Below are 20,636 nucleotides of genomic sequence, written 5' to 3'. Positions count from 1 at the left end.
TTGCATTTCCATGCAAATGACTGCGGCTTTAAGTTCCATAAGATAGATTATCTGATATTTACCTGTAGCGGCATTTTAGAGATGCGACACATAGGCCAGTTAGAGATGCGACACTCGTCGCCTCTCGGGATGCTGGTCGAACGTCAGGATTGGGGAGCAAGATTAGCGACGTGCAACGTGGCTGAGGCCATCTGTGTTCGGAGTCGTCATGTCTTGTTTGATTGTCATGTCGCAGAAGGAATTGCATCGCCTAGAACGTATTTGCGAAGTTCGCCGAGGCAGCCTGACGGTGGTTCGGGCTGCTGAGTTGTTGGGGCTCAGCCGCGGCCAGGTGCATCGGCTTCTGCAAGCCTATGACCAGGACGGAGCCGACGGTCTGAGGTCGAAGAAGCGCGGTCGTCCGAGCAACCGGCGCCACAGCGAGGATTTCCGCAACCTGGCTCTCGACCTGGTGCGTGAGCATTACGCGGACTTCGGGCCGACCTTGGCGGCGGAGAAGCTACTTGAGCGCCATCGGATATCGGTCAGCAAGGAGACGCTGCGTCAATGGATGATCGAAGCCGGCATCTGGGTGTCACGCCGCGAGCGCAAGAAGCGGGTCTTTCAGCCGCGTGGCCGGCGTGATTGTTTTGGTGAGCTTGTCCAGATCGATGGTTCGCATCACTGGTGGTTTGAAGAGCGTGGCCGCAAATGCGCCCTGCTCGTCTACATTGATGACGCCACTGGCAAGCTCTTGCATCTGCGCTTTGCGGCGTCTGAGAATACCTTTGATTATCTGCATGCGACGAAGGCCTATTTGCAGCAATGGGGCAAGCCGATTGCATTCTATAGCGACAAGCACGGTGTTTTCCGTAGCGCGCATGCCTCACTGAAGGACCGCACGAGCGGCCTGACGCAATTCGGTCGGGCGCTTTACGAGCTGAACATCGACATTATTTGTGCGAACACTCCACAAGCCAAAGGCCGTGTGGAACGCGCCAATCAGACGCTGCAGGATCGGTTGGTGAAGGAGTTGCGGCTGCGCGGTATCGATACGATCGAGGCGGCTAACGCCTATGCGCCAGAGTTCATGGCGGACTTTAATGCTCGGTTTGGCAAGCCCGCACGCAATCCGAAGGACATGCATCGGCCGCTGGCCGATCACGAGAACCTCGATGGTGCCATGTGCCGCAAGGAAGTTCGCAAGCTGTCGCATTCCTTGACGTTGCGCTACGACAAGGTGATGTTCATTCTCGATCCGACAGAGCGCGCGACGGCGCTAGCGGGCAAGAAGATGGTCGTTTGCGACTATCCTGACGGACGCCTCGAGATCACGCACGATGGGGTCTCCCTGCCCTACAAAACCTTCGACACGTTGCGGTCGGTGCACCGAGCGGACGTGGTTGAGAACAAACGGCTGGATGACATGCTGTCGATCGTCGCTGAGCTGCAGGCTGGGCGCCAGCAGCAGCGCAGCAAGAGCGGCCCTCGTCGCACTGGCCAGACGGATCATATGTTTGGCATTCCCGATGGCAGCAAGAGCAACGGCTATCAGACACGTGGTGCCAAGCCTGGACGGAAGACGGATTTTACGAAGGATCCCATCGTCATCGCCCGACGGCGACAAGCATTGGCGACCCGGGACGCGGCAGAGTGATGGAAGCGATCCGGTTGAGAAAGCTAAAGTATATGATTGCGCCAGAGCCATCCGCCGCCGACCGGGCTACGCAACCCCAGCCAGCTTCACCCGGCCGGCGGCTCACAGCTGCGCATCCATATCTATAGAATCTTGCAAATGAAGTAATAACAGATATTATTGTGTCGCGTTTCTAAATTGATTACTTTGTCTCATCTCTAAATAGCCGTGACATTACCTGTGCCGCAAAGTTAGAGTATCCTGATCCCGCAAAGCAGCAATACCACTCTCCCCGCGTCAATGCCCGTCCCGGGCAACGTCGTCTTTCGGGACCGTATCCACCAGGTTCTTCCGATGGAAAATGAAGAGTCCAGCAAGGACGATGATAGCGGAGCCGATGATAATCTGGGTGTCCGGAATATCGCCGAAGAAAACGAAGCCCAGGACGATTGCCCAGACAAGCAGGCTATATTGGAGCGGAGCCAGGAGCGAAGCTGGCGCGAGCTTCAAGGATCTGGTTATCAGCATATGAGCGCTACCGGCGACAATGCCGAGGGCGAGCATCGCACCGAGATCGAGCGCTGATGCGGAACGCCAGTTGCCGATGCTGAGCGCCAACCCGGCAATAAGCGCACCGAGCGTCTGCCACGCGACGAGCGTCGCATCGCGTGTCTGCCGCAGCCGCCGTCCAAGCACCAGGGTCAATGAGAATGCGAGGCTGCCGCTGAGGCCGAAAAGCGATGGCCAGGAAAACATTGCGGCCGAAGGTCTGAGCGCGATCAATACGCCGATAAAGCCGACGAAAACCGCAAGCCAGCGCCGCCAGCCGATCCTCTCGTCAAGGAAGAAATGCGAGATCGCCGCCACGTAGATCGGGCCGGCCATGTAGAAGGTCATGACATCGGCAAGCGGCAGATAGGCGACAGCGGCGTAAAAGAGAGCGACGTCGAGCGTCGCCATGACGACACGCAGAAGCTGCAGCGGCGGCCTTTCGAGGCGAAAAAGCGCGTCACTGCCCTGTCGCGCGATCATAGGTGTCAGAATAATGAACGAACCGAAAGAGCGGATCACCAGAATCTGACCGACGGAGAAACTCGCGACCAGCCACTTGCCCATGGCATCGTTCAGCGAAAACAGGAAGTCGCCGAGAAGCATCAGCAGCATGCCGGCAAGTACAAGATTGCCGCTTGTTACGGCTTTGCCCATGCGCATGCTGACTATCCTTGCGAATCCTGCATTTTACCACCTGCGCTTTAGCCGGTTTTGCCCCCTACCCGCAATGGATTTCCTCGTGGGCAGTTATTCCCAACATCTATCGGTTTTCAGCCACAGAAGCATCGGAGCGCTCGCCCTCGGCAGACGCGATCTTCCTCTAAAACTTGAGCGGATGTTTATAAATTCGTTTATATGATAACGTTTATGGAAGCGACGAGCCGAACCTCGCCAAAGGGAGACGCTCGATATTCCTACATGCTTTTCATTGTTGCATAACAGCCTGCCGATATTGTCCGCTTGCCGGGTGAGAGAAGATACATGATGCAGCCGCCGGATGGAGCGCCAGATCCTACGCACCGGGACCAAGACGTCGAAGACGAGCAGGTCCTTAAGCCATTTGAATTGCTCCAGGCCCGGTACCTGTCTCTCGCCGAGCGCTACGAATGGCTCGAAGCCATGATCAACTACGTACCGGACTATATCTATGCCAAGGACAGGAATGGCCGCTTCCTTTTTGCTAACCTGGCGATCGTCCTCAACAATGGCTTCAGGCATGTCGACGAGTTGATTGGACTTACCGACGCCGAAATTCACCCCATGGCCGATGCCTACAAGATCGAAGAAGTCGAACGGCAGGTAATGGAGAGCGGCAAGGCCGATCTCGGCGTCGAGGAACGGCGACTGAAGGGTGAAGGCTGGCTCATGATGTCGCGGGTGCCGCTACGCGACAGAAACGGCAACATCATCGGCGTCGTCGGCGCATCGCGCGACATTTCCGCTCGAAAACGGGCAGAAAAACTGATGAGTGCCCAGACGAAGCTTCTACAGGATGTGGCGCGCGGCGTTGATCTCGACGTATTTCTTAGGGAGTCCCAGGTCCTTCTTGAGGAGTTGCTCAACGGCAGACGCGTGAGCTTCGTCCTCAATGGCGAGCAAACTGAACAGCTCGCCGGCGATATCCTGGAATTTCCCATTTTTTCGCGAGACGGCGGCCGGCATGGAGCCCTGGTGACGGTGCAAACCGATGGTGACGAGGCCGGGCTTATGGAATTCTTCGCCGGCATAGCGCAGACCGTGGGCATTGCCATCGATCGCCATCGCGACATCGCCCATATCGCCTATCTGGCTGAACATGACGCGCTCACCGGCCTGCCGAACCGCATGCTGCTCGACCGCAAGCTCAGCGCCCTCTTGGAAAAAGCGTCCCGACAACAAAGGTCATTGGCCGTGGCCTTTGTCGACCTCGATAATTTCAAGCTGGTGAACGACACCCTTGGCCACGCAGCCGGCGATGAATTACTGACCGTTGTTGCGCGGCGCATATCGACCCAAGTCGGCGAAGGCGGCGTTGTTGCGAGGATTGGCGGTGATGAATTCATCATCGTTCTGGAAGATCCGGCTGAGCCAATATATGAGAGGCTCGCGGCCGTACTGGCAGACATTTCCCAGCCCATGATTGTGCAAGGCGTCGAAATCCGGGTAGGCTGCAGCATCGGTGTCGCGTGCGCCATGGAGCATGGCACGACGGCTTCGGAACTCTTCGCAAATGCCGATATGGCGCTCTATCGTGCCAAGGAAGCGGGGCGCAATGCCATTCGCCTGTTCACGCCGGCGATGGCGGAGGACGCCCGCAACAAGCTGATCCGTATCGAAGAATTGCGACGCGCTGTGGAGCGGGACGAATTCGTGCTCCATTATCAACCGCAAAAGGAAGTTCGCAGTGGCAAGATCATTGGGGTCGAGGCCCTCGTGCGGTGGCAGCATCCTGTCGAGGGCTTGTTGTTGCCCGGTGTCTTCATTCCGCTCGCGGAAGAAACAGGGCTCATCGTCCCGCTCGGCGAAATCGTTCTGCGAAAGGCCTGCCAGCAAGCCCGTCTGTGGCAAGATCGTGGCCTGCCCGCACTGCGCATGGGCGTCAACGTATCTGCGCGGCAATTCCTGGAGAGTTCACTGACAAGCCATGTGGCATCCGCACTGCAATCGGCTGATCTCGATCCGCAATGGCTTGAGCTCGAACTGACGGAAAGCTTGATCATGCGTGACGTCGAGGGCGCCATCGAGCGGATGCATGAGCTGAAAGAGCTGGGTGTTAGCCTCGCGATGGATGATTTCGGCACCGGATATTCAAGCCTGAGCACCCTCAGGCGCTTTCCGCTTTCCCGGCTGAAGATCGATAGATCCTTCATTGCCGATATTCCCGAAAAGCCGGGCGATATGGCAATCACCTCCGCGATCGTATCGCTCGGCAGAACACTCGATCTGGAAGTCGTGGCGGAAGGCGTCGAGACCGAGGAGCAGGCCCGTTTTCTCGAGGGCGCCGGATGCGAATTGCTTCAGGGCTATCTGTTTGCCCGGCCCCTTCCCTCCCTTGAGGTCGAAGGCCTGATTGCCGGGACCGTTACGAAAGCTGGGTAGATATTCGCACGGGGCAGCTCGCCGCACGCGGATGCCTCTCAAGGAAATGTCACCATCTCGATCCAGTTCGCACCCGCATTGACCGGGTATCGCCCCACCAATGCGAGACCGCCATCGGATTGGTCGATGGCGTAGACGGACAGCCGGTCGGATTTCTCTCCCGATGCGACGAGGAACCGGCCTGATGGGTCGATGCGGATGCCGCGCGGCTGCTGCTCGGTCGGATAATTCGTGACGTAAGTCAGCCTTCCGTTATCCACATCGATTTTCAATAGCGCAAGCCGGCTGGTGGTCCTTTCCGTCGTATAAAGAAATCTGCCGTCCGGTGTGATGCCGATATCTGCGGCCCAGATTTTCGGCTCGCCGTTGTCTGGTGAGACTGCATCCGGTGCTAGGCCAGGCGACAGGCCCGCATCCTCGGGAATGGATGCGACGCTCTCGACCTCTCTCAATGTGCCCCTATCGGCATCGAGCGCATAGTGGACGACATGGCCGGTCAGCTCCGTCAGAACGTAGACGGCCTTATTATCCGGCGACACGACGATATGCCGCGGGCCAAAGCCCTTGCCGGTCAGGACCTGAGCCGGATCGTTCGGCTTCAGTATCCCGGTCCCAGGGTGTAGGATGAATTGCTGCACGGCATCGGAGCCGAGATTGGTGACAAAGACATATTTGCCTGTCCGATCAGTGACGATCGAATGGGCGTTGCGGCCGGTTGCGATCACTTGCTGGGCTTGCGCGGTGACGAGCCCATTCTTGTCGATGAGCAGCACGGCGATCTTGTTGCCGCCATAAGAGGCAGCCAATAGAAGCCCGCCTGTCGGGTCGAGGGCAACATAGGCCATGCTGTCGGGCAGCGCTGCGGCCGCCTCCTGCCTTAATCTGCCGCTTTCGGGATCGATCGCCAGCGTCAGCACCCGGTAAGGCTGCGCGCGGATAACGGCGTAAAGATGCCGCCTGTCGGAGCTGACAGCCATCGGCATGACCATCGCGCCGACATCCATGCTGGATATCGCCATGAGCGCACCTGTCGCTCCATCCATTCGATAGGCATCGATCGTTCCGGCAATTGCCGCAGAGACATATACGAACGTGCGATGCACACTGGAAGAAGGCTGAATCACGGATCACCTCGTCCGAGCATCAGGGCCGGTTCCATCGGCGGCGATGCGGATCATCTGGAAAATAGATACTGCTATCCATCGAATGCGCGAAAACCGGATGGTCGCAATCCCCTCGATCCGGCTGGCCAAAATCGACAGCTATCATATGACATAATATGACAACAGCACCCTGTCGAGCATTATTGCTCCTGCAGCTCGGCGAGATGGCGATAGCGACGCTGGCTCGCCATCATATGCGCCCGCATCGCTTGTCGCGCGCGTTCTGGATCTTGATCGGCGATCGCCGCTAAAATCTCCGCATGCTCTGCAAGAACCTTCTGCAGATAGGCGCGGTCATTCGCCTCGGGCAATGTCGGAAACTGCCGGCGCGGAATGGTTCGTGTACCGAAATGCCGGAGCACATCGACATAGAACCGGTTATTCGTCGCGGCCGCGATCGCCATATGAAACTCATAGTCCGCTTCGACGGTCGACAGCCCCTGCTCTATCAGCTGCGCCATCTTACGGTTGGCCGTTGCAATCGCGGCCTCCTGTTCGGCCGTCCTGCGATAGGCGGCGATGGCTGCCGCCTCGCCTTCCGCCGCCATGCGGAATTCCAGCAGTTCCAGCGTTTCGGGGATACTCTTGACCTCGACCGGCGTCAGCAGCAGCCCAGACCGCGTCGGTGTGTCGGAAACGAATACGCCCTTGCCCTGAACCGGCGTGACGAGGCCTGCCGCACGAAGATCTGCAATCGCCTCGCGCACGACGGTCCGGCTGACGTCGAATGCAGCCTCAAGCTGCGGCTCGGTCGGAAGCTGGTCGCCGGCCCGAAGCTTGCCGCTCTCGATCTGCAAGCGCAATTCGTCGATGACCCTTTGCGCCAGCCTTTGCCGTGTCCGGGCATTTGTCGTCATTCCCAATCCCCGACCCTTTTGTTGGCCTTCAACCGCAGTCGCTTCTCATCGTCAGCAAGTCATCATACGAATAGTCTTAACATCAGGCGCGTCGAATGCAATTGGGCCAGGCAGGCCCATCAGATTTCCCAGTCAGAACTATATGCCCTGGATCTCAATTTCGACGACAATTCCAGCTGTACCTCGATCGTCTTCTGCAGCCTTGCCTGTAGACTGTCGGACGAGATGGTACCGTCTAACCAATCCCGCTCGGTGGCGTAAACGACATAGGGATTGATCACGCATTTGAAATCGAGCATCAGCGACATGGCCAGACTTCCATAGGCCATATAGCTGTGCGGAAGCCCACCGGAGCAGATGAAAGTGACGATCTGATCGAACCAGGCCGATTTTCGTCCGCCGGCGCCTGTCGCACCGGTAAGTTCGATCAGACTCTTGGCAGCGCTGCCGCCCCTACCGGGCTTGCCTGACAGTCTCGGAGGGCATTTCTCCGAAGGATTGATAATATAGCGCTGCGAACCGCCCCATATGGGAAAATCCCCAATCGCGCGCGATGTCGGCCACCACCCGGGAACGGTTCGATTGTATCAAGGCCTTACGCGCGCCTTGCAGGCGTATCTCGCGCAGATAGCCGAGGGGCGTCATGTTCTTGAACCGCTGAAATGCGGTCTGTAAAGATCGCACGCTTGTTCCGCTCTCGCGCGCAATATCGGCGATCTTGATGTCCGCACCTGCATTTACGTGCATATATTCCATTGCGCGCTTCAACTGCTTCGGGATTGCCGGCGATGCCGGCCCTTGCAACTGCGGCGTATAATTGTGCGGCACAGTCTCAAGCAGAGCAATCATCATTGCCTGCAAAAGGCATTCGGTGAATGAAGCGGAGGATTTTTGTTGGCCGGCCGCTGTGAGGTCCTGCCAGATCAAGTTTCCAAGAGCGGCAATCTGCATCCCTCGCCCCGATGTCAAATCGACCGGGCCGGCGAATTCCAGATCAGAGCGCACCGGTGCGTCCAGCAACGTGCTGAGCTGCCGTATCATGGCCGCCTTTTCGAATGCGATGCCCATATGGCTCCGCTGCTCGAAAAACGTGAGCCGGCTGAAAGAAGACATATCGGCCACAAGTCCCCTGCCCGGCTCCGATTCCAATTGCCGCCCAGCAGCGTCGACAAGCATCTTGCCGGCGGTCGGCAGATAGAGGCCGTAGGCTTCGGGGCCACCGGGCAGCATAACGCTCATGCCAGAATGACATTTGCCCCGCCAGACGCTGCAGGAGCCGATCGTATAGTGGCGGTCTTCCACCGAAATCGCACCGCGGCGATGGAGAGGTTCGACAATCGCGGGAAACAGGGTTCTCGCGTAGTGTGCGGTCATCTCCTCGGCATCGGCTTTCTCGATTTGGGACACCGAGCACGTCGCGTAAGTCAAATGTTCCCCTCATTGCGCTACGTCTGCAGATTACCTTTTTAGCCTTCGGTCATCTGCCTCGAAAATACATCCTCGCTTACGCCCCTGGAGAAAATAACGCCATAAAACTAGAAAAATCAATGGCTCATCGAATAAGTATGATAATTACAACCATGCGGATGCATCGCAACGGCAGTATATATTTTCTTCCTGCTTATATTATTTCATAATATGATCGGACGCATTGAGATATATTTCATATTTAAAGAATGCCTCTCGTTAATACGTTAATTTTTCAGCCGGGGCCGCACAGGATGCCTGAATATACAGGTAGACATCCCGGCCTCTTGACGGAATGTTATCGATAACATAGCCTCCTCCTATCGAAGCTTTGGGAGGAGCAGGATGGACGACGAAAAGCTGCTCGCATTTTCCGACATCACCAAGGAATTTGGCGGAACGCGAGCCCTGTCGAACGTGTCGCTCGACTTGCAGCGCGGCGAAATCCTCGCGCTTCTCGGGGAAAACGGCGCGGGTAAATCGACGCTCATCAAGACATTGGCTGGCATCTACAAGCCGGATGGCGGGCAGATCCTGTTTCGCGGCAAACCCTATCATCACCGCCCGCCACAACCCAATCAACGCCAACCGGTCGCCTTCATCCATCAGGATCTCGGACTGATCGAATGGATGACGGTGGGCGAGAATGTCGGGCTCGCGCAGGGCTATTCCCTGCGCGGTAAATTGATCGACTGGCGCGCCACGGAGCGACGTACCGCCGAGGCACTGAAGCTCGTCGGCTGCGATTTCGATCCGTCGACCCGCGTACAGGAGCTGACCCGCACCGAGAAGTCGCTGGTCGCAATCGCTCGGGCGCTTGCCGTCGAAGCCGACGTGCTGGTGCTTGACGAACCTACGGCCAGCCTGCCCGCCGACGAGGTCGAGAAACTCTTTGCCGCCATCCGCCCGCTGAAAGAGCGCGGCGTGGCTATGATCTATGTGTCTCATCGCCTCGACGAGATCTTCCGTATCGCCGACCGCGTTGCCGTCTTACGTGACGGTCAGCTGGTCGGCCAGAAGCCAGTCTCCGAGACAACACCGGATGAACTCATCCGCATGATCGTCGGGCGCAAGGCGGACCAGCTTTTCGTCAAGGCAGAAAGAAGCGCTGGCCCCGCCATCGTTTCCGTAAAAGAGCTTTCCTGCCGCGGCGCGGGACCCGTGTCCTTCGATATCCGAAAGGGCGAATTGCTTGGTCTCGTCGGCTTGCGCGGCGCCGGCCAAGAACTGATCGGACGCACCCTCTTCGGCTGCGAGCCGTCGCAGGGCAGCGTTCGCTTGAATGGGGCAATACCCGATCTTTCCAGCACAGTCGCAGCGATGGCTTCAGGCATCGGGCTGATCGCCCGCGATCGGACCGAAGAGTCCGTCGCCATGTCGCTCAGCCTGCGTGAAAATACGTTCCTCAATCCGGGCGCCTCCGGACGAAGCCTGTTTTCGTTCCTGTCGCCACGCCGCGAAGCCGAAGCCGCCTATTCTCTCGGCAGCCGCGTCGGCCTCAGACCCAATGACCAGAGCCTTACTATCGAAGCCCTATCCGGCGGTAATCAGCAGAAGGTCGTCGTCGGACGATGGCTGGCGACGGGCCGCAAATTGCTGATCGCCGAAGATCCGACCGCCGGCGTCGATGTCGGCGCCAAGGCCGACATCTATCGGCTGATCGCCGAGGCGGTCGAGGCAGGCCTTGCCGTGCTCGTCGTCTCCACGGATTTCGAGGAAATCGCTCACATCTGCCATCGTGCCCTGGTGTTTTCGCGCGGGAGGATCGTGCGCGAACTCAGCGGTGCCGACCTGACAACACCGGCGGTCATCGCCGCCGCATCAGCATCCGAAGCGGCCTGAACCGGAGGAGAACACCATGCAATCGATCGAATCCAACGCGCTCGAGCCAACCCGCGCCGAGCTTTCGGCCATGAGCTTCGGCCAGAAGATCCAGCGCCTGCTGCCTGTCTATGGCCTCGTCATCCTGACGGTCTTCCTGATCCTGCTCTTCTCCATTCTGCTGCCGCAGACGTTCCCGACGATGCTCAACCTGCGTTCGATCGTTTCCGACAAGACGATCATCGCCATCCTGTCGCTGGCGGCCATGATCCCGATGGCGGCTGGCCGCATCGACCTGACGATCGGCTATGGCATCGTCCTCTGGCACGTGCTGGCGATCAGCCTTCAGACGATGTTCGGGCTGCCTTGGCCGGTTGCCGTCCTGATCGTCATCGCGCTTGGCGCGCTGACTGGCTTTCTCAACGGCCTGCTGGTAGAAATCGCCAAGATCGACAGCTTCATAGCAACGCTCGGCACGGGCACGGTCCTCTACGCCATCGCGCTCTGGCATACAGGCGGACGGCAGGTGGTGGGCATGCTGCCGCAAGGGTTTTATGCGCTGAACGGCACCATGGTCTTCGGCCTGCCGATCACCGGCATCTATGTTCTGGCACTTGCCTTCGTCATGTGGATCGTCCTCGAATATCTGCCGATCGGCCGCTACATCTATGCGATCGGCGCCAATCCGAAGGCTGCCGCGCTCAACGGCATTCCCGTCCGCCGCTTCGTCATTGGCGCCTTCGTCACATCGGGCACGCTTGCCGCCATCGCCGGCGTCCTGCTTGCCTCCAAGCTGCGTATCGGCCAGGCAAGCGTCGGGCTCGAATATCTGCTGCCCGCGCTGGTCGGTGCGTTCCTTGGCTCGACAACGATCAAACCCGGCCGCGTCAATGTCTGGGGCACGATGATCGGCGTCATCATCCTGGCGGTCGGTATCGCCGGCATCCAGCAGTTCGGCGGCTCCTTCTATGTCGAGCCTCTGTTCAACGGCGTCACATTGCTGGTTGCCATCGGCATTGCCGGCTACGCGCAGCGCCGCCGCAGCCATGCCGGACGCATGGCGCCGGCCCAGGCACCGCAACTTTCCGCCAAGACGGCGGAGAAATGAAAATCATCCGAAGTTCGAATGTCCAAAGGGAGGAGAAGACATGAACCGTAGACAATTCCTGCAGGCCACGACGGCGATCCTGGTGCTATGCGCCGGCCAGGCCTATGCCGACCCGTTGGCGGATGCGAAGGCCGTCGTCGAGAAATATGCGACACCGGTGACCAAATGGGACGGACCGACCACCGGCCCGAAGGCACAGGCCGGCAAGACCATCGTCGTGCTAGCGGGCGACCTGAAGAATGGCGGCATTCTCGGCGTCAGCAACGGTGTCGAGGAAGCAGCAAAGGCGATCGGCTGGGAGGTGAAGGTTCTTGATGGCGCCGGTTCCATCGGCGGACGCACGGCAGCTTTCGGTCAGGCCATAGCCCTGCAGCCTGCCGGCATCATCATCGATGGCTTCGATGCCGTCGAACAGGCGCCGGCACTGGAACAGGCAAAGGCCGCCAAGATCCCGTTGGTCGCCTGGCATGCCGGCCCGACCATCGGCCCGGACGACAAGAACGGTCTTTTTGCCAATGTCAGCACCGACGCCATGGAAGTCTCGAAAGCCGCTGCCGATTGGGCCTTCGTCGATGCCAAAGGCAAGCCGGGCGTCATTATCTTCACCGATTCCACCTATGCGATCGCCATCGCCAAGGCGGACAAGATGAAGCAGGAGATCGAGCGGCTGGGTGGCAAGGTGCTCGAATATGTCGATACGCCGATTGCCGAGACATCGCAGCGCATGCCGCAGCTGACCACCTCGCTGCTGCAGAAATACGGTGACAGCTGGACGCATTCGCTTGCGATCAACGACCTCTATTTCGATTTCATGGGTCCTTCGCTTGCGTCGGCCGGCAAGGGCGGCACCGATGCGCCCATCAACGTCGCAGCCGGCGACGGCTCGCAATCGGCCTATGAACGCATCCGCGCCGGCCAGTTCCAGAAGGTTACGGTGGCCGAACCCCTTAATCTCCAGGGCTGGCAACTGGTCGATGAACTCAATCGCGCTTTCGCCGGCGAAAAATGGTCTGGGTACCTGTCACCGCTGCATGTCGTGACGGCAGATAATATCCAATCCGACGGTGGTCCGAAGAACACCTTCGATCCGGACAACGGTTACAAGGACGAGTATAAGAAGATCTGGGGTAAGTGATCTCAGTCAAAAGAGGTGGCGCGGCGGCGAGCCGCGCTGCTTTCGCCAGACAGGTTAAACTTGGCGGCTGCTGTCCCGCGCAATCAGTTGCGGTAAAATCCTGACATCGGAAACCGGCTGCGTGCCTTCGATAATATCCAAAATCAATTGCGCGGTCCGCTCGCCAATTTCACGCGCGAAGGCGTTGATCGTCGTCAAGGTCGGCACGCAGACCTCGCCAATCTCATAATTGCCAAAACCGCCGATGGAAAAGCGCTCAGGCACGGGAATTCCTAGCCGACGACATTCGGTAAGCGCACCATAGGCGGCAAGATCCGAGACGCAGACGACGGCTTCCGTATCGGGATAGAGCTCGATCAGCTTCGCCATGGCATTGGCGCCTTCCCGCATCGAGATCGGCGGCGATCCGGCTGCGATCAATCTGGATGCATCAAGGCCATGTGCCTGCATGGCAGCGACGAAGCCGAGCCGGCGTTCGCTGCCGCGCGAATCTCGCTGGACATCGCCGCCAATGAAGGCGATGCGGCGACAGCCGAGTGCGACGAAATGATCGACCATATCGCGCATGACGGCTCGGTTGGAAAAGCCGACATAGTGGCCGATCGGATCGGTCGGGATATCCCAGGTTTCGATCACCGGGATTGCCACGGTCTGAAGGAGTTTCCGCGCACGCTCCGTGTGAGTGCCGCCGGTTACGACGATCGCCTGCGGCTTGCGGCGAAGCAGCTGCTCGATCAGCCGCTCCTCCTCCTCGACATTGTAGTTCGTGTAGCCAAGCAGGATTTGCATGTCCCGCTTGGACAAAGTATCCGAGAGGCCGCCGACCGTATCGGCGAAGTTGGCATTGTTGATGGAGGGAATGGTAACGGCGACGAAGCCTGACTTTTGCGAACGAAGGTTGGACGCTGTGCTGTCGAAGACATAGCCCAGCTCTTCCGCCGTTCGCAGGATCGCTTCGCGCGTCTCCGGACTGACCAGGCTATCGGCCTTGAAGGCACGCGACACGGTCATGGGAGAAACTCCCATGACGCGGGCTATGTCGGCCATGGTCGGCGTTTTGCGATCGTTACTCATCAATGGCCCATGTTATCGTTACCATCAGAGTAATATGCCTCTTCCCAGGATGGCAAGAGACCATCCAAGATGTCCCGCCAAACGAGCACGGAGCCTTGCTGCCCGCGCCGGAAACGTCGTGCGAAAGCGGTCTACAGCTGGAACTCATGTGCCAGCGTCACATGATGATGGATGCGTCCTTCGAAAAAGCGTGAGAGAACCGCTTCCGTCGCTGCACGCGCCTCGGTGCGCACCGGGCTCGCAAGAGCCTTCTCCACGGCGGCCATGTCCGGATAGTTCACGGCTAAAATCATCGGAAACTCCGGGGCGCCTTCATCGCGTGCCTCGGCAAAGGTAACCCGCACGTCGAGGGCACCTGGAAACTGCTTCCACTTCGGCAGGATGGTTTCCATGACGGCCGTCCGAAACGCCTCTGCCTCCCCTTCCTTGACCTTGCCTTCGAATAATGCGTATCGGGTAATCATCCAGCGATCTCCTTGTTCGGCCCCTTGAAGAATTCCATCAATGCCGCCTGATCTTCACCGCCAAGACCGGAAGCCGTCAGCATGCGGTGTATCTCGGTACAGACCGCCGTCAGCGGCATGGCGGTATTGGTCCGGCGGGCCAGATCCTGAGCGCCGTTTAGATCCTTGACCATATTGTCAATCCGTCCGGTGCGGCGGTAATCCTTGGCGACGTAGCGCGGCATATATTCCTGCAGGATGGCGCTGTCGGCCCGCCCGCCCTTCAGCGCCTGCGGGATTTTCGCGGCATCGACGCCGGCGTCGAGCGCCAGTTGCGTCGCTTCCGCGACCGCAAGGAAATTCAAGGCGCAAAGAACCTGATTGATGAGCTTCGTGGTCTGACCCGCCCCGACGGGACCCATATGCGTATAGTTCGAGGCCACATGGCGCAGGACTTGATGCGCATCCGCGACATCCTGCTCGCTGCCGCCAGCCATCAGCGTCAATTGTCCGATCAGGGCCTTTGGCGCTCCACCGGACAGCGGACTGTCCACCCAGCGCAGCCCCTTTTCCGCAGCCGCTGCGGCAAGAGCCTTTGTCGCATCGGGGTCGATCGACGACATGTCGATAATCAGCGTTCCCGGCTTGGCACCGACGGCAACACCTTCGGGTCCGAATACCGCGGCATGGACGATCTTCGGCGAATTGAGGCTGAGGACGACGAAATCGGAAACGGCAGCGGCTGCCGCTGCACTCGGGGCTGCCGTGGCGCCTTTTGCGGTCAACACCGCAACCTTCTCCTTGTCGAGATCGAAAACAGTCAGCTGATTGCCGGTTTCCGCCAGGCGGGCGCCGATCGCTCCGCCCATAGCGCCGGCGCCGATCAGCGCCACCTTGTTGCTCATGATTGCGTCTCCTCCAATGCAATTAAGATGGCCGCCACGACTTGATCCAGCGGCTGATCGATATCGACGGTGATCGCCTGCTCGTCGGCGCCCGGCAGCTCGAGGGTTGCAAATTGACTGTCGAGCAATGCCGGCGGCATGAAATGATCCCGTCTTGCCTGCATGCGTCGAAGAATGGTCTGCCTCGTTCCGGCAAGGTGAACGAAGCAAACCGGCGCGTCGACAACCTCGCGAATCCGGTCGCGATAGATGCGCTTCAGCGCCGAACATCCGATCAGCGTCGTATCCTGCGCCAAAGCCAGGTATTGACCGACTTTGTCGAGCCAAGGCCAGCGATCGGCGTCGGTCAACGGTATGCCGGCACTCATCTTGGCGACATTGGCGGACGGATGAAGATCATCACCATCGGCATAGATGCCTCCAAGGCGAGCGGCCAGCGCCGACCCGACCGACGACTTGCCGCAGCCGCTGACGCCCATGATGACGAAGCGGCGCGGCAGAGCGCCATCAGAGCGATGCCGTGATGCCGCCGTCGACATAGAGCACATGACCGTTGACGAAGGAGGAGGCATCGGAAGCAAGGAAGATGCAGGCACCGACCAGTTCTTCGACACGGCCCCAGCGGCCGGCCGGCGTGCGCTTTTCGAGCCATGCGGAAAAGTCTGCATCGGCAACGAGGGCCGCATTCAATGGCGTATCGAAATAGCCTGGGGCAATGGCGTTGCATTGCAGCCCATACTTCGCCCAATCCGTTGCCATGCCCTTGGTGAGATTGCCGACGGCACCCTTGGTTGCCGTGTATGGCGCAATCGAGGGCCGCGCCAGCGCCGTTTGTACGCTGGCGATATTGATGATCTTTCCAGCGCCGCGCTTGATCATGTGCCGGGCGACAGCCTGGCCGACATTGAAGACGCTCGATATATTCGTCCGGAGCAGCCGCTCGAAGGCATCGGCAGGAAAATCCTCGAGCGGCGTGCGAAACTGCATGCCGGCATTGTTGACGAGAATGTCGATCGCGCCGATCTCCGCCTCGAAGGCATCGACGGCCTGACGCGTAGCCTCATGGTCAGTGGCGTCGAAGGCCAGCTGATACGCCTTGCTGTCGAAGCTTTCAGCCGCCGTGGCGAGCTTGTCCTTGTCACGCCCATTGAGCACCAACTCGGCGCCGGCGGCCGCTAAACCTTTCGCGAGTGCAAGCCCGATACCTTGGGAAGAACCCGTCACCAGGGCGCGCCGTCCCTTCAGATCAAAAAGACCAGCAGACATTGTTTCCTCCGTTTTTATCTCGACAATGGCCGTCTCCCCTGTTTATGTTATCGATAACATTTGATGTCAAGGGAGGACATACAAGATGAGCAAGCCACCAATCCTGCAGATTGGCCCCTACCCACAATGGGATCAAGAGCCGCTCGACGCAGCCTTTCAGGTTCATCGCTATTTCGACGCCGCTGACAAGGACAGATTACTCGCCGAGGTCGGACCATCGATCAGAGGCATTGCGACACGCGGCGAACTCGGCGCCAACCGTGCCATGATCGAAGCCTGCCCCAAACTGGAAGTCATTTCGGTCTATGGCGTCGGCTTCGATGCCGTCGACCTGCAAGCCTGCCGCGAGCGCGGCATTCGCGTCACCAACACCCCTGACGTCCTGACCAATGATGTCGCGGATCTGGGAATTGCGATGATGCTCTGCCTTTCGCGCGGCATGATCGGGGCAGAGACATGGGTGCGTGACGGCAGCTGGGCGCAAAAAGGGCTTTATCCCCTCAAGCGCCGCGTCTGGGGACGGCGTGCCGGCGTGCTCGGTCTTGGCCGCATCGGCTTTGAGGTCTCCAAGCGCCTGAAGGGCTTCGACATGCAAATTGCCTATTCGGACGTCGAGGCGAAATCTTACGCGTCCGACGTGACCTTTGTCGCCGATCCGGTCGAGCTCGCGACACAATCGGATTTCCTGTTCGTCACGCTCGCCGCGTCGGCGGCGACGCGGCATATTGTCGGTCATAAGGTGATCGAGGCGCTCGGCCCGGAAGGCATGTTGATCAACATCTCCCGCGCGTCCAATATAGACGAAGACGCCCTACTTGATGCGTTGGAGACCGGCAAGCTCGGATCGGCAGCGCTCGACGTCTTTGAAGGCGAGCCAAAGCTCAATCCGCGCTTCCTGGCACTCGACAATGTGCTGCTGCAGCCCCACCATGCCTCCGGCACGGTCGAGACGCGCAAGGCCATGGGTCAACTGGTGCGCGACAATCTCGCCGCTCATTTCGCCGGCCAGGCGCTGCCCACACCCGTTCTTTGAGGAGGAAGATATGAAGGCCATCATCGCCCACGCCGCTAAGGATGTGCGGATCGAGGATTATCCTGAGGAAGAACCGGGTGCAGGAGAAGTGAAGCTGAGGCTTGCAACCGGCGGCGTCTGCGGCAGCGACCTGCATTATTATCATCACGGCGGTTTCGGCACTGTTCGCCTGAAGGAACCGATGATCCTCGGGCATGAAGTCAGCGCGACCGTGACCGCGCTCGGCCCGGGCGTGCAGGGGCTCGAGACCGGTCAGCTCGTTGCCGTCTCCCCCTCCCGCCCCTGCCGGACTTGCCGCTACTGCCTGCAGGGATTGCCCAATCAATGCCTCAACATGCGCTTCTATGGCAGCGCCATGCCCTTCCCGCACATACAGGGTGCCTTCCGCGAGACGCTCGTCGCCGATGCCATCCAATGCGTGCCGGCCGATGGCCTGACGCCGGGTGAAGCGGCCATGGCGGAACCTTTGGCCGTGACCTTGCATGCCACGCGGCGCGCCGGCGAACTTCTCGGCAAACGCGTTCTCGTGACCGGCTGCGGTCCGATCGGCGTCCTCTCGATCCTGGCCGCACGCCGCGCCGGTGCCGTCGAGATCGTCGCGACCGATCTTTCGGATTTCACCTTGTCGCTTGCCAGGCAAGCAGGTGCCGACCGGGTCATTAACACGAAGGACGAACCTGAAGCGCTTGCCCCCTATTCCTCCGAAAAGGGCACGTTCGATGTGCTCTATGAATGCTCGGGCGCGGCAGCAGCCCTCGCCGGTGGCATTGCGGCACTGAGACCGCGAGGAATCATCGTACAGCTTGGGATCGGCGGCGACATGAGCCTGCCGATGCTGGCGATTACGGCCAAGGAGTTGGAACTGCGTGGCTCTTTCCGCTTTCATGAAGAGTTTGCGGTTGGCGTCGATCTGATGCGCAAGCGCCTTATCGATGTGCGGCCGCTCATCACCCACACAGTACCGCTTGCCGATGCGATCAGTGCTTTCGAGATCGCGTCGGATCGAAGCCAGGCCATGAAGGCGCAGATCGCCTTCAACTGAGCGAAAGCGGTGCGAAATCCACTCGGTTGAAGCTGATGAGGGGGTTCGCGCCCGTTCAGTCTAGGTCGGCGCCGATCGCTTTGAGCGCGGCGCGGGCAACCTGTTCGTCCTGCTCGCCGGAACCCGAACCGACGCCGATGCCGCCGAGAAGCGCGCCGCCGACGCGGATCGGCAAACCGCCGCGCAACCCCGTCATCCCGCCGTCGGTGGCGATTGCCAGCGGCACTCGTGCATGGTCCGGCAGCGAATGGCTGGGAGCGCCGATGGAGGCAGCCGTCTGTGCTTTAGCACCGGCGCTTTTCAGCGACTGAAAGCGCGAACCGCGCATGCGGAAGCAGCCGAGCGTCACGCCGGATTGATCGACGATGACGATGCATTGCGGCTGGCCCATCGCGGTCGCAGCTGAAATGGCGGCATTCAACAAGGTCATCACACCTTCGTCACTCAAGACGCTCGACGTCAGAACGTGGCTCATGCACTATCCTCCTCATTGCGGACTCATCGAGATATGTTATCGATAACAGATCAACGCACGATCTAGCATTACGGGAGGTATTGTCACAATGTCGTTCTTCGAAATCATCGACCCGGCCTTTGGGAAGTTTGTTCTTGGCAATGCTCCTGTCAAGCAGATCGCCACCGGTTTCGACTGGGTGGAAGGCCCTGTCTGGTTCGGAGATCTGAATTGCCTGCTGTTTTCGGATATTCCCAACAACCGCATCATGCGCTGGATACCAGGACTCGGCACCAGCATCTTTCGCGAACCTTCGAATTTTTCGAACGGCCATACGCGTGACCGGCAGGGCCGGCTCGTCAGCTGTGAGCATGGCGCCAGGCGTGTCACGCGCACCGAATATGACGGCTCCATCACGGTGATCGCAGATCGCTACCAGGGCAAGCATCTGAATTCACCCAATGATGTGATCGTCGCCTCGGACGGTGCGATCTGGTTTACCGATCCGCATTACGGCATCGCGACGGATTACGAGGGATATAAGAGCGATCAGGAGCTGCCGTGCAATGTCTACCGGGTCGATTCAACGGGGTCGATGCAGGCCGTGCTGACGGATTTCAATTGCCCGAACGGGCTTGCCTTCAATCCTGACGAGACGAAGCTTTATGTCGCTGATACCGGTCGCATGCATAGCAACGATCCGCAACATATCCGGGTCTTCAACGTCGGCCAAAACTGGCAGCTCTCCGGCGGCGAGGTATTTCATGCGATTTCGCCGGGCTGTGCTGACGGTATGCGCTTCGACAGCGACGGCAATCTCTGGTCTTCGGCAGCCGACGGCGTGCATTGCATCGCGCCCGACGGCCATCTCATGGGCAAGATCCTGGTACCGGAAACAGTGTCCAATCTCTGCTTCGGCGGTCGCGGCAAGCACAAGCTTTTCATGACGGCAACGACAAGCGTCTACGCGATCTCCTTGAACCGAAGCGGCGCACTGTGACAGCGGCGCAAAGGCGTCGGGTGAAATAGGGCGGCCCTAAATCATGCCTAGGACCATCCTGCCCTGAAATCTGAGGTGACGGCAAAGCACTCGTCACGGAGCGATTGCCGTGTCGGCCCGCAACAGACTATCTCAGCGTAAATCGGCCTGCGGCCTGGAGCACGAAGCGGCATGCGTGATCGGCGCCATATTGGCGGACAAGGCACGCTCCTGCCGGCGCGCGGCATCCTGCAGCAGGCTTGCCATTCCAGTCACGGAAATGCGATCCGCGCGCATGACCTGGCGGATCAGCGGATCTTTGAGAACTTCGGCGATCGTCAAGTCCCTTTGGGTCATGGTTACCTCCTGTTCGTTGGAGCAGAAGATAAGCCGCTTTGTTAGCAGTGCGATGTCAGAACCCGGACAAAAACAAGGCATTTCGTTCGATTTTGTTACAGAATAATTGCAAAACCCAAAGCGGTACATATTCCAAAATTACAATAGGACCCTAGTTGACCGCTGGGAGAGGTTGATTTCCTTGAAATCGGCCGAACTGGGAGGGGCCGCCTGCTCCGCGAGGATGCAACGTTTTGGAATATCCAAGCCATAATTTTGCAACTTTTGCGCTTATCATCACGCGCTGC

General features: G+C 59.2%; 20 protein-coding genes. 8 read left to right on the top strand and 12 right to left on the bottom strand.

The annotated features are described in order from the left end of the window. The first annotated feature begins 208 nt into the window (after positions 1-208). The gene (locus ACK83U_RS23770; protein WP_112611539.1) at positions 209-1,636 is read left to right on the top strand and encodes an ISNCY family transposase; all 1,428 of its coding nucleotides are present in this window, start codon (positions 209-211) and stop codon (positions 1,634-1,636) included. Positions 1,637-1,912: 276 nt separating this feature from the next. On the opposite strand, the gene ACK83U_RS23765 is transcribed toward ACK83U_RS23770, so the two are convergent. Further along, on the bottom strand, positions 1,913-2,827 hold the full coding sequence (locus ACK83U_RS23765; protein ID WP_112412611.1) for a DMT family transporter: 915 nt from the start codon (positions 2,825-2,827) through the stop codon (positions 1,913-1,915). A gap of 321 nt (positions 2,828-3,148) precedes the next feature. On the opposite strand from ACK83U_RS23765, the gene ACK83U_RS23760 reads away from it, so the two are divergent. Then, positions 3,149-5,245 (top strand): GGDEF and EAL domain-containing protein, encoded by a 2,097-nt coding sequence (locus tag ACK83U_RS23760; RefSeq protein WP_112610644.1) that lies wholly within the window; start codon positions 3,149-3,151, stop codon positions 5,243-5,245. Positions 5,246-5,283: 38 nt separating this feature from the next. Here ACK83U_RS23760 and ACK83U_RS23755 read toward each other — a convergent pair whose 3' ends face one another. From ACK83U_RS23755 to ACK83U_RS23740, 4 genes are all read right to left on the bottom strand, one after another. Next, positions 5,284-6,264: a lactonase family protein gene (locus tag ACK83U_RS23755; protein ID WP_412474888.1), complete on the bottom strand. Its 981-nt coding sequence runs from the start codon at positions 6,262-6,264 to the stop codon at positions 5,284-5,286. A 284-nt stretch (positions 6,265-6,548) separates the two neighbouring features. Beyond that, entirely contained in the window at positions 6,549-7,265 is a 717-nt protein-coding gene (locus ACK83U_RS23750; RefSeq protein WP_112610640.1) for a FadR/GntR family transcriptional regulator, read from the bottom strand. A 119-nt stretch (positions 7,266-7,384) separates the two neighbouring features. Beyond that, the gene (locus ACK83U_RS23745; protein WP_412474887.1) at positions 7,385-7,573 is read right to left on the bottom strand and encodes a hypothetical protein; all 189 of its coding nucleotides are present in this window, start codon (positions 7,571-7,573) and stop codon (positions 7,385-7,387) included. 145 nt (positions 7,574-7,718) lie between these two features. Next, on the bottom strand, positions 7,719-8,693 hold the full coding sequence (locus tag ACK83U_RS23740) for an AraC family transcriptional regulator (protein ID WP_162708090.1): 975 nt from the start codon (positions 8,691-8,693) through the stop codon (positions 7,719-7,721). A gap of 384 nt (positions 8,694-9,077) precedes the next feature. On the opposite strand from ACK83U_RS23740, the gene ACK83U_RS23735 reads away from it, so the two are divergent. From ACK83U_RS23735 to ACK83U_RS23725, 3 genes are read left to right on the top strand one after another with little or no spacing between them, the layout of a single operon-like run. After that, a complete protein-coding gene (locus ACK83U_RS23735; protein ID WP_112610636.1) occupies positions 9,078-10,574 on the top strand; it encodes a sugar ABC transporter ATP-binding protein in 1,497 nt (498 codons plus the stop codon). 16 nt (positions 10,575-10,590) lie between these two features. Further along, positions 10,591-11,661 carry an ABC transporter permease gene (locus ACK83U_RS23730; protein WP_112337614.1) on the top strand — a complete coding sequence of 357 codons (1,071 nt, stop codon included), beginning with the start codon at positions 10,591-10,593 and terminating at the stop codon, positions 11,659-11,661. 40 nt (positions 11,662-11,701) lie between these two features. Further along, on the top strand, positions 11,702-12,796 hold the full coding sequence (locus tag ACK83U_RS23725) for a substrate-binding domain-containing protein (protein ID WP_112610634.1): 1,095 nt from the start codon (positions 11,702-11,704) through the stop codon (positions 12,794-12,796). Positions 12,797-12,850: 54 nt separating this feature from the next. On the opposite strand, the gene ACK83U_RS23720 is transcribed toward ACK83U_RS23725, so the two are convergent. The 5 genes from ACK83U_RS23720 to ACK83U_RS23700 all read right to left on the bottom strand — a co-directional run bounded on the left by ACK83U_RS23720 (position 12,851) and on the right by ACK83U_RS23700 (position 16,484). Beyond that, positions 12,851-13,870, bottom strand: coding sequence for a LacI family DNA-binding transcriptional regulator (locus tag ACK83U_RS23720; RefSeq protein ID WP_112610632.1), 1,020 nt, complete (start codon positions 13,868-13,870; stop codon positions 12,851-12,853). A 131-nt stretch (positions 13,871-14,001) separates the two neighbouring features. Continuing rightward, positions 14,002-14,334: a hypothetical protein gene (locus ACK83U_RS23715; protein WP_112610630.1), complete on the bottom strand. Its 333-nt coding sequence runs from the start codon at positions 14,332-14,334 to the stop codon at positions 14,002-14,004. After that, positions 14,331-15,218 (bottom strand): NAD(P)-dependent oxidoreductase, encoded by an 888-nt coding sequence (locus tag ACK83U_RS23710; RefSeq protein ID WP_112610628.1) that lies wholly within the window; start codon positions 15,216-15,218, stop codon positions 14,331-14,333. Before ACK83U_RS23710 ends, ACK83U_RS23715 begins: the two co-directional genes overlap by 4 nt. Next, on the bottom strand, positions 15,215-15,757 hold the full coding sequence (locus ACK83U_RS23705) for a gluconokinase (protein WP_112610626.1): 543 nt from the start codon (positions 15,755-15,757) through the stop codon (positions 15,215-15,217). Before ACK83U_RS23705 ends, ACK83U_RS23710 begins: the two co-directional genes overlap by 4 nt. Then, a complete protein-coding gene (locus ACK83U_RS23700) occupies positions 15,726-16,484 on the bottom strand; it encodes an SDR family oxidoreductase (protein WP_112413259.1) in 759 nt (252 codons plus the stop codon). Before ACK83U_RS23700 ends, ACK83U_RS23705 begins: the two co-directional genes overlap by 32 nt. An 85-nt stretch (positions 16,485-16,569) precedes the next feature. Between ACK83U_RS23700 and ACK83U_RS23695 the strand changes: the two genes are divergently transcribed. Together ACK83U_RS23695 and ACK83U_RS23690 are read left to right on the top strand one after the other, a co-directional pair. Further along, complete coding sequence (locus tag ACK83U_RS23695) at positions 16,570-17,517, top strand: 2-hydroxyacid dehydrogenase (protein ID WP_112610624.1); 948 nt, start codon at positions 16,570-16,572, stop codon at positions 17,515-17,517. A 10-nt stretch (positions 17,518-17,527) separates the two neighbouring features. Next, positions 17,528-18,559 carry an L-idonate 5-dehydrogenase gene (locus ACK83U_RS23690; RefSeq protein WP_112610622.1) on the top strand — a complete coding sequence of 344 codons (1,032 nt, stop codon included), beginning with the start codon at positions 17,528-17,530 and terminating at the stop codon, positions 18,557-18,559. Between the two features lie 55 nt (positions 18,560-18,614). Here ACK83U_RS23690 and ACK83U_RS23685 read toward each other — a convergent pair whose 3' ends face one another. Beyond that, positions 18,615-19,034, bottom strand: coding sequence for a GlcG/HbpS family heme-binding protein (locus tag ACK83U_RS23685; protein ID WP_112610620.1), 420 nt, complete (start codon positions 19,032-19,034; stop codon positions 18,615-18,617). 88 nt (positions 19,035-19,122) lie between these two features. On the opposite strand from ACK83U_RS23685, the gene ACK83U_RS23680 reads away from it, so the two are divergent. Continuing rightward, positions 19,123-20,013: an SMP-30/gluconolactonase/LRE family protein gene (locus tag ACK83U_RS23680; RefSeq protein ID WP_112400050.1), complete on the top strand. Its 891-nt coding sequence runs from the start codon at positions 19,123-19,125 to the stop codon at positions 20,011-20,013. A 132-nt stretch (positions 20,014-20,145) separates the two neighbouring features. Here ACK83U_RS23680 and ACK83U_RS23675 read toward each other — a convergent pair whose 3' ends face one another. Continuing rightward, positions 20,146-20,349: a hypothetical protein gene (locus ACK83U_RS23675; RefSeq protein WP_112337625.1), complete on the bottom strand. Its 204-nt coding sequence runs from the start codon at positions 20,347-20,349 to the stop codon at positions 20,146-20,148. Between the last annotated feature and the right edge of the window lie 287 nt (positions 20,350-20,636).

The sequence above is a fragment of the Rhizobium sp. WW22 genome (assembly GCF_047041135.1).
Lineage (GTDB): Bacteria > Pseudomonadota > Alphaproteobacteria > Rhizobiales > Rhizobiaceae > Rhizobium.
The sequence above is the reverse complement of the archived record's forward strand: the minus strand, read 5'-3'. Positions and strand labels throughout refer to the sequence as shown.

Excerpts from the sequence above, each read along its gene's own strand:
- ACK83U_RS23770 (WP_112611539.1), top strand. The coding sequence starts at position 209 with ATGTCTTGTTTGATTGTCATGTCGCAGAAGGAATTGCATCGCCTAGAA.
- ACK83U_RS23765 (WP_112412611.1), bottom strand. The coding sequence starts at position 2,827 with ATGCGCATGGGCAAAGCCGTAACAAGCGGCAATCTTGTACTTGCCGGC.
- ACK83U_RS23760 (WP_112610644.1), top strand. The coding sequence starts at position 3,149 with ATGATGCAGCCGCCGGATGGAGCGCCAGATCCTACGCACCGGGACCAA.
- ACK83U_RS23755 (WP_412474888.1), bottom strand. The coding sequence starts at position 6,264 with ATGGCGATATCCAGCATGGATGTCGGCGCGATGGTCATGCCGATGGCT.
- ACK83U_RS23750 (WP_112610640.1), bottom strand. The coding sequence starts at position 7,265 with ATGACGACAAATGCCCGGACACGGCAAAGGCTGGCGCAAAGGGTCATC.
- ACK83U_RS23745 (WP_412474887.1), bottom strand. The coding sequence starts at position 7,573 with ATGTCGCTGATGCTCGATTTCAAATGCGTGATCAATCCCTATGTCGTT.
- ACK83U_RS23735 (WP_112610636.1), top strand. The coding sequence starts at position 9,078 with ATGGACGACGAAAAGCTGCTCGCATTTTCCGACATCACCAAGGAATTT.
- ACK83U_RS23730 (WP_112337614.1), top strand. The coding sequence starts at position 10,591 with ATGCAATCGATCGAATCCAACGCGCTCGAGCCAACCCGCGCCGAGCTT.
- ACK83U_RS23725 (WP_112610634.1), top strand. The coding sequence starts at position 11,702 with ATGAACCGTAGACAATTCCTGCAGGCCACGACGGCGATCCTGGTGCTA.
- ACK83U_RS23720 (WP_112610632.1), bottom strand. The coding sequence starts at position 13,870 with ATGAGTAACGATCGCAAAACGCCGACCATGGCCGACATAGCCCGCGTC.
- ACK83U_RS23715 (WP_112610630.1), bottom strand. The coding sequence starts at position 14,334 with ATGATTACCCGATACGCATTATTCGAAGGCAAGGTCAAGGAAGGGGAG.
- ACK83U_RS23710 (WP_112610628.1), bottom strand. The coding sequence starts at position 15,218 with ATGAGCAACAAGGTGGCGCTGATCGGCGCCGGCGCTATGGGCGGAGCG.
- ACK83U_RS23705 (WP_112610626.1), bottom strand. The coding sequence starts at position 15,757 with ATGTCGACGGCGGCATCACGGCATCGCTCTGATGGCGCTCTGCCGCGC.
- ACK83U_RS23700 (WP_112413259.1), bottom strand. The coding sequence starts at position 16,484 with ATGTCTGCTGGTCTTTTTGATCTGAAGGGACGGCGCGCCCTGGTGACG.
- ACK83U_RS23695 (WP_112610624.1), top strand. The coding sequence starts at position 16,570 with ATGAGCAAGCCACCAATCCTGCAGATTGGCCCCTACCCACAATGGGAT.
- ACK83U_RS23690 (WP_112610622.1), top strand. The coding sequence starts at position 17,528 with ATGAAGGCCATCATCGCCCACGCCGCTAAGGATGTGCGGATCGAGGAT.
- ACK83U_RS23685 (WP_112610620.1), bottom strand. The coding sequence starts at position 19,034 with ATGAGCCACGTTCTGACGTCGAGCGTCTTGAGTGACGAAGGTGTGATG.
- ACK83U_RS23680 (WP_112400050.1), top strand. The coding sequence starts at position 19,123 with ATGTCGTTCTTCGAAATCATCGACCCGGCCTTTGGGAAGTTTGTTCTT.
- ACK83U_RS23675 (WP_112337625.1), bottom strand. The coding sequence starts at position 20,349 with ATGACCCAAAGGGACTTGACGATCGCCGAAGTTCTCAAAGATCCGCTG.